The organism is Ruminococcus sp. (assembly GCF_045129435.1).
Classification (GTDB): domain Bacteria; phylum Bacillota; class Clostridia; order Oscillospirales; family Acutalibacteraceae; genus Ruminococcoides.
In genome coordinates this window covers 1-7,464 of sequence record NZ_JBGVJL010000108.1, presented here as the reverse complement: position 1 = coordinate 7,464, position 7,464 = coordinate 1, and the positions used below count along the sequence as shown (strand labels likewise).

Genomic DNA, 7,464 nt, shown 5'->3' with positions numbered 1-7,464 from the left:
TCATAGCGTTTTATTTGTGCAACAGCAGAGCTATGGGGACTTTCGCTTTTCTTAGGAGCATTTTCAAACTGAGCCTCAACATAGTATCCGCTTTGTGGTTTATTCTTTATATAACCCTCAACGCACAGCTGTTCGTATGCGGCTGAAATTGTGGTTTTAGACACCTCAAGACCGCTTGAAAGCTGCCTGACAGACGGAAGCTTTGTGTTCTTTACAAGACTTCCGTTTTCAACCGACCGCCTTATAGATGCGTAAATCTGCATATAAAGCGGAGTAGATGAGGTTTTATCAATAATTATAAAGTCATAGAGCATATTATCACCATAGATATTTTAGCATTTACTTAAGCTTTAAGCAATATGTAAAAAGAAAACAGGAGTAAGCCTTAAAGCCTGCTCCTGCAAATCTAAAACTATTTTTCAGAATTATCAGAGTGACGCACCAAAATCACTTACTAAAATCTGACCTGTGAGTGCCTTTGAATTATCAGATGCGAGAAATTCTATAATATTTGCCACATCTTGAGCCATACAAGGCTTAATCTTTAAATCAGCATGCTTACTCATTGCACCGAATATTCTCATATCAAGGTTTTCAGGTTTCATATTCATTGTCATAGGTGTAACGATTGTGCCCGGACAGATTGCGTTACAGCGAATATACTTGTCAGCAAGAAGTAAAGCGGTGTGCTTTGTAATGCCGATAATTGCAGATTTAGTAGAAACATAAGCAGCACCGCCACCGCCGTTTACACCTGCAACTGAGGCAACATTAACAATGGACGAACCCTCTTTCATATATTCAAGAGCCGCACGAATACATTGCATTGTGCCAACCTGATTGATTGAAATCAACTTTTGAATTTCAACATCGTCAAATTTATCAATAGGAGCAAGACCTGTGTCAAGAACGCCCGCATTATTTACAAGAACATCAATACTGCCAAATGTGTCAACAGCAGATTTCATCAGATTTTTGCAATCCTCGTCCTTTGAAATATCTGTAGGAACAGTAAGCACACTTCCGCCCTCTGATTTAATTTTATTTGCAACTTCTTCAAGTGCGGTCTGACGGCGTGCACTGATTACAACATTAGCTCCGTTTTGGGCAAAGAGCATAGCTGCAGCCGCACCTACTCCGGAATTGCCTCCTGTAATTACAACAGTTTTATCTTTAAAATTATACATATAAGCCTCCTTTTGCTTGTTGTATTGGTATATTTTTGCATATAAATACAAAATTATTGTAACATATTTGTTTAGCTAATTCAAGTCCTTTTATGACAATTAAATAACAAATAATTGCTAAAACACTTTGTAAAATTTTATATTTCAATATGCCGTTTATGGTTGAATTTTCTATTATAACAGGGTATAATTAAATATGTATGTAATCTTACTTTATAAAAAGGGGATAGTTTTATGAACAGATTAGCAGAGAAATTTTTTGAAGGTATTAAGGGTAAAAAAGTCGGCTTTATCGGCATAGGTACAAGTAACCTGCCGCTTATAAAGCTTTTTTCAGATAAAGGTGCAGTAGTTTCTGCATACGATAAAAAAGATTTTGAGTCACTCGGTGAAAATGCCATAAAGGCTAAGGAATACGGTGCAGAGCTTGTTTTGGGAGAAGATTACCTCTCAAAGCTTGACGGCGACATTATTTTCCGCAGTCCGGGCACACCGTTTTACAGACCCGAGCTTGTTGCTTTAAGAGAAAAGGGTGTTGTGCTTACCTCTGAAATGGAGGTTTTCTTTGACCTGTGCCCATGCAAAATTATTGCTGTTACAGGCTCAGACGGCAAGACTACAACCACTACTATTATTTCTGAGCTTTTAAAGGCAAGCGGTGTGAATGTAAGACTCGGCGGCAACATCGGCAAGCCTTTGCTTCCTGAAATTGAAAGCATCAACGAGGACGATGTGGCTGTGGTTGAGCTTTCAAGCTTTCAGCTTATTTCAATGAGAAAAAGCCCTGACATTGCAGTTGTAACAAACCTTGCACCAAATCACCTTGATATACATAAGGATATGCAGGAGTATGTTGACTCAAAGAAAAACATCGTACTTCATCAAAATGCCTTTTCAAAGGCTGTACTCAACCTTGACAACGAGATTGCCGATTCATTCTCAGACAGCGTTCGTGGTCAGCTTGCAAAATTTAGCGTGAAAGAAAGCCTTAACAACGGTGCTTTTCTTGACGGCACAACTGTTTGCTACAGTGACTACGGCAAGATTACAAAGATTATGGACATCAAGGACATTAAAATTCCGGGTATGCATAATGTGGAAAATTACCTTGCAGCAATTTCTGCCGTATGGGGTATGGTTGATGTGGAAACTATCAAGGCTGTTGCCAAAACCTTTGGCGGTGTTGAGCACAGAGCAGAGTTTGTCAGAGAATACAACGGTGTAAAATACTACAATGATTCAATCGCATCAAGTCCAACAAGAACAGCACTCGGTACACTTTCTCTTTATGATGAAAAAATCATCATCATTGCAGGCGGTTATGACAAGCATATTCCTTATGAGCCGCTTGGCCCTGTTATCAACAACAAGGTAAAGGTGCTTATCCTGCTCGGCGACACTGCCCAAAAAATTGAAAAGGCAGTTGTTGAGGCTGATAACTACAACGAAAACGAAATTACAATTATCAATGTTACCAATATGGAGGAGGCAGTTGAGGCTGCCGTAAACCACGCCGAAAAGGGCGACATAGTTTCGCTTTCGCCGGCAAGTGCAAGCTTTGGTTTGTACAAGAATTTTGAAGAAAGAGGTAACCATTTCAAGGCTATTGTAAACGCTTTGAAATAATATGCTATGAAAGAATTATTATTTGATTTATGCCGTATCGGCGGTGTATCGGGCAGTGAAGAGCCTATCGCAAAATTCTGTGCAGAAAAGCTTTCCACATATGCCGATACCACTATAGATAAAAACGGAAATGTAATTGCCACAATGGGCAATCCTGAGGCTGAAAAAACTATTCTTCTTGACGCTCACCTTGACAGAATCGGCTTTATGGTAACTTCTATCAATGAAAACGGCTTTGTAAAGGTTGCTTCATGCGGTGGAATTGATGTGCGTGTATTGTCTGACGCTGTGCTTGTATCCTGTTCAAATAAGCCGATAAAGGGCGTTGTCTGCTGTATGCCGCCACATCTTTCAGACGGCGGCGAGGACAAGGCTGCACCGATTGACAAGGTATGGATTGACTTTGGTCTGCCTTATGAAAAAGTAGCCGAAAAAATTAAAATCGGCGATGTTCTCACCTTTTACGGAGAGCCGAGAGAACTTATGAACAACAGAATTACCGCTCCTGCTCTTGACGACAGATGTGGTATTGCATCACTTATAAAATGTGCTGAACTGTTGAGCAAAAAGGAGCTTTCGTATAAGGTTGTTATCCTCTTGAGCGTGCAGGAGGAAACCTACGGAACAGGTGCAAAAACCGGTGCTTATCAGATTGACGCTGACGAGGCGATTGCGGTAGATGTAAGCTTTGCCTCTCAGCCCGATGTAAGCGGTCAGTATGCAGGCATTGAGCTTGCAAAAGGCCCTATGATTTGCATTTCACCGATTTTAAGCAAAGAGATGAGCAATAAGCTGATTGCTGTTGCAAAGGAAAAAAATATTCCGTTCCAGTATGAGCCGATTTCAGGCACAACAGGTACAAATGCAGACCATATTTCCGTTACAAAAAGTGGTATTTCATCTGCTGTTGTGTCAATTCCGCAAAGATATATGCACACACCTATTGAAGTGATTGATATTTCAGATGTTGAGAATACAGCGGCTCTGCTTGCTGAATATATTATTAGCGGAGGTGCTTTTAATGGCTGATTTAAAATTACTTGAAAAGCTCTGCACCGCTGACGGTATTTCAGGCGATGAGGGCAGTATCAGAGAGATTATTATAGATGAGATAAAGCCTTTTGCAACCGATATAAAAACCGACAACCTCGGAAATATCATTGTGTTTAAAAAGGGCAGAAAGACTGCAAAGTCAAAGCTTATGCTTTCGGCTCATATGGACGAAGTCGGCTTTATGGTAACTGATATTACATCTGATGGATACCTTAAATTTGACGAGGTTGGCGGTCTTGACAGGAGAGTTGTACTCGGCAAAACCGTAACTGTCGGCAAAAGCAAGGCAAACGGCGTAATCGGCGTAAAGCCTATTCATCTGAGTAAGTCTGACGAAAGAACTGCTGTGCCAAAGTACGGCGAAATGTACATTGACATTGGTACAGTAAGCAAAGAGGACGCACTCAGCGTGGTAAACTACGGCGACAGTGTTAATTTTAATTCCATTTACGAAAATAACGGTTACACAATTAAGTCAAAGGCGATTGATGACCGTTTTGGTTGTCTTGCTCTTATTGAGCTTATCAAAAGCGACCTTGAATATGATATGCACTTTGTTTTCGCTGTGCAGGAGGAAGTAGGACTTCGTGGTGCAAAGGTTGCCGCCTACAGTGTTGACCCTGATTTTGCCATAGTGTTGGAAACAACAACAGCAGCGGATATTGCCGGTGTTGAGGACACAAGGCAGGTGTGCAATCTCGGCGAGGGTGCGGTTATTTCCGTAATGGACAGACGCACAATATATGATAAGAAAATGGCAGAAATGGCATTTGAATGTGCAAAGGAAACCGGTGCAAAGGCTCAGTACAAAAGAGCGGTTGCAGGCGGAAATGATTCGGGTGTGATTCACCAGAGCAGAGGCGGAGTGAGAACTCTAGCAATCTCACTTCCTTGCAGATACCTGCACAGCAGTGTTACGGTTGCAAATGTGAGCGACTGCGATGATATATTAAAAATTGCCACAGCTCTTGCAAATAAAATTGCAGGCGGAGAATATTAAACGAAAGGATTATGACAAATGATATTGACTGCCGATAATAGTGAAAATTTTATCAGCACAATAGAAAGCCTTGATTCTCTCAATCCCTTTGCTTGCCGCATAATTTCATTTTGCACAAGCTACGGTCCACAGCTTCCGTTTGTAGATTATTGGACTGTATTTGATGATGAAAGCAAAAAAGCAACGGGGGCAATCGCACGCAACGGTACAGATTTTATTTTGTTCTTAACAGATGATACCGACCTTGACGAGGTATCATCATTTATGCGTGTTGCGGGTGCTTCATCGGTGATTTGCAGTGATAAATACAGCCTTGATTTGTTTGGATATGAAAAGTCGCAAGGTCCAATACTTGTGCGTAAGGAAGAAATAAAAGAGGAAGTAAGCCTTGAAATTTCTACACCGCAGATTAAAGAGGCATATGAGCTTATTGTAAAATCTGCGGACAGATATTTTACACCGCCAAAATTTGAAGATTTTTATGTGGATATAAACCATAAACTAAGGCACGGAACAATGCGGCTTTTGGGACTATACGATAACGGCAGTCTTGCGGCGGTTGCAATGACTGTTGCCGAAAGCACCAACGGTGCGGTAATCGGTGCTGTAGCGTGTTTGCCGCAGTTTCGCAATAAGGGCTACGGTACATACATAGTAAATCACCTTACAAATATTCTTGTAAAAGAGGGCAGAAGCGTGTATGTTCACAGGGCAGAGAAAGCCAACAAGGCATTTTACGATAATTTAAAATTCAACCGCTGTGACAGCTGGTGCGAATACCATTTTAAAGGATGATAAATTTTGAGTTTTTTTGATATAGATAACAGAATAATTGAGGCTTCGCAAAAGGCTATGGAACTTTGCAAAAGCAAGCTTGACGAAATCAACGATATTCAGGAATACAATCAGCAGAAGATGATAAAAGCCTTTCAGGAGGCAGGAGTAAGGGAAAGTCATTTTTCAGGTTCAACAGGCTACGGCTATGACGATTTTGGCAGAGATGCCCTTGACAGAGTATATGCCTATGCTTTTGACGCTGAGGACGCACTTGTGCGACACAACTTTGCAAGCGGTACTCACACCCTTACAGTCGCACTTTTCGGTATTCTCAGACCGAATGATACTATGCTTTCCGTAACCGGTATGCCTTACGATACAATTCGTTCCGCAATCGGTCTTGAGGGCAATTATCCGGGTTCATTAAAGGACTTCGGCATCAACTTTGAAATGGTTGATTTAAAGGAAGACGGTACAGTCGATTATGAAGCTGTTGAGCAAAGAATCAGAGAAGAAAAGCCGAAAATGGTGTATATTCAGCGTTCCAGAGGCTACAGCATAAGACCGTCGCTTACATATCGTGAAATTAAAAAGCTTTGCGATATTTCAAAGAAAGCTTCGCCTAAGTCGATTATTATGCTTGACAACTGCTACGGCGAATTCGTGGAAAAGGTTACTCCGATGTCTGTCGGCGTTGATATTATGGCAGGCTCGCTTATTAAAAATGCAGGCGGTGGAATTGCTCCTACAGGCGGTTATATTGCAGGCAAAAGAGAGCTTGTAGAGATGTGTGCATACCGACTTACAACTCCGGGTACAGGTAAAGAAATCGGTGCTACACTCGGCAACAATCGTGAGCTTTTTATGGGTGCATATCACGCTCCGTTTGTGTCCTGTGAGGCTTTGAAAACAGCAGTGTTTGCCTCGGCTCTTTTTGAGATTTTAGGATATGACACCACCCCTAAATATTACGAAAACAGGGGAGATATTATTCAGCTTATTATGCTTGGCAACGAAGAAAAGCTTTGCAGCTTCTGTGAGGGAATCCAGAGTGGCTCAGCGGTTGACAGCTTTGTAAAGCCTGAACCGTCAGATATGCCGGGTTATGAAAGTCAGGTAATTATGGCGGCGGGTGCATTTACACTCGGCTCATCTATAGAGCTTTCCGCAGATGCACCGTTAAGAGAACCATATGCAGTTTGGATGCAAGGCGGCCTTAACTTCTGCTCAGGCAAACTCGGCGTAATGCTCGCAGCGGATAAAATATTAAAGAAAAGCGAAGAAAACTAAAATACAATTTACCAAACTGCTCATTATATATGGGCAGTTTTTCTTTTAAGGTTCTTTATCAAAAATCGGGTGAATTATGGTTTTTATTACGAGAAGATAGTTTGTAAAATAATAATTTTCTTGTTCCCGACAATGACTTAATAACGGTCGGGAGTTAAAAGATTTGAGATTTGCATATGATTTCTACTCGGACATAAAAATTTGGTCAACCTTTTTCAAAGGTTGTGGGTGTGGGCAAAGCCCACAAATACTTTTTTCTTACGCAAAGCTTCGATAGCCAAACAGCTGTTTGGCGGCTTGAGCGAAACGGCGAAAGCCTTATAATTGCGATAGCATCATAAAAAGCCATTATCCTTTATAAATGAATTATTTCTTTTTAAAGGCTGTCGCCTGTTTTATCAAACTTTGCCTCAACACACAAACAGCAACGCTGTTTGTGCACGATAGAGAGATATAAAAACAACTTTTCTTGGGCGTTGCCCAAACCCACGAGCCTTTAAAAAGGCTCGACCTAAATTTTATGTTAATTAT

The 7,464-nt window shown here is 41.1% G+C and carries 7 protein-coding genes; 5 read left to right on the top strand and 2 right to left on the bottom strand.

What is annotated here, in order from left to right:
• Nucleotides 1–314 (bottom strand): GntR family transcriptional regulator (locus ACJMMI_RS05240; RefSeq protein WP_405354147.1); only part of this gene is annotated, 314 nt, incomplete at its 3' end.
• Nucleotides 315–428: 114 nt separating this feature from the next.
• A complete protein-coding gene (locus ACJMMI_RS05235; RefSeq protein ID WP_405354145.1) occupies nucleotides 429–1,187 on the bottom strand; it encodes an SDR family NAD(P)-dependent oxidoreductase in 759 nt (252 codons plus the stop codon).
• Nucleotides 1,188–1,421: 234 nt separating this feature from the next.
• Here ACJMMI_RS05235 and murD point away from each other — a divergent pair, with 234 nt between their 5' ends.
• From murD to ACJMMI_RS05210, 5 genes are read left to right on the top strand one after another with little or no spacing between them, the layout of a single operon-like run.
• Nucleotides 1,422–2,813 (top strand): UDP-N-acetylmuramoyl-L-alanine--D-glutamate ligase, encoded by a 1,392-nt coding sequence (gene murD / locus ACJMMI_RS05230; protein WP_405354144.1) that lies wholly within the window; start codon nucleotides 1,422–1,424, stop codon nucleotides 2,811–2,813.
• A gap of 6 nt (nucleotides 2,814–2,819) precedes the next feature.
• On the top strand, nucleotides 2,820–3,842 hold the full coding sequence (locus ACJMMI_RS05225; protein ID WP_405354142.1) for a M20/M25/M40 family metallo-hydrolase: 1,023 nt from the start codon (nucleotides 2,820–2,822) through the stop codon (nucleotides 3,840–3,842).
• Complete coding sequence (locus ACJMMI_RS05220) at nucleotides 3,835–4,866, top strand: M42 family metallopeptidase (RefSeq protein ID WP_405354140.1); 1,032 nt, start codon at nucleotides 3,835–3,837, stop codon at nucleotides 4,864–4,866. The genes ACJMMI_RS05225 and ACJMMI_RS05220 overlap by 8 nt, the downstream gene beginning before the upstream one ends.
• Before the next feature lie 18 nt (nucleotides 4,867–4,884).
• The gene (locus ACJMMI_RS05215) at nucleotides 4,885–5,661 is read left to right on the top strand and encodes a GNAT family N-acetyltransferase (RefSeq protein WP_405354138.1); all 777 of its coding nucleotides are present in this window, start codon (nucleotides 4,885–4,887) and stop codon (nucleotides 5,659–5,661) included.
• 6 nt (nucleotides 5,662–5,667) lie between these two features.
• Nucleotides 5,668–6,933, top strand: a complete 1,266-nt coding sequence (locus tag ACJMMI_RS05210) for an aminotransferase class I/II-fold pyridoxal phosphate-dependent enzyme (RefSeq protein WP_405354137.1) — start codon at nucleotides 5,668–5,670, stop codon at nucleotides 6,931–6,933.
• Nucleotides 6,934–7,464: the final 531 nt, after the last annotated feature.

Excerpts from the sequence above, each read along its gene's own strand:
- ACJMMI_RS05225 (WP_405354142.1), top strand. The coding sequence starts at position 2,820 with ATGAAAGAATTATTATTTGATTTATGCCGTATCGGCGGTGTATCGGGC.
- ACJMMI_RS05220 (WP_405354140.1), top strand. The coding sequence starts at position 3,835 with ATGGCTGATTTAAAATTACTTGAAAAGCTCTGCACCGCTGACGGTATT.
- ACJMMI_RS05235 (WP_405354145.1), bottom strand. The coding sequence starts at position 1,187 with ATGTATAATTTTAAAGATAAAACTGTTGTAATTACAGGAGGCAATTCC.
- murD (WP_405354144.1), top strand. The coding sequence starts at position 1,422 with ATGAACAGATTAGCAGAGAAATTTTTTGAAGGTATTAAGGGTAAAAAA.
- ACJMMI_RS05215 (WP_405354138.1), top strand. The coding sequence starts at position 4,885 with ATGATATTGACTGCCGATAATAGTGAAAATTTTATCAGCACAATAGAA.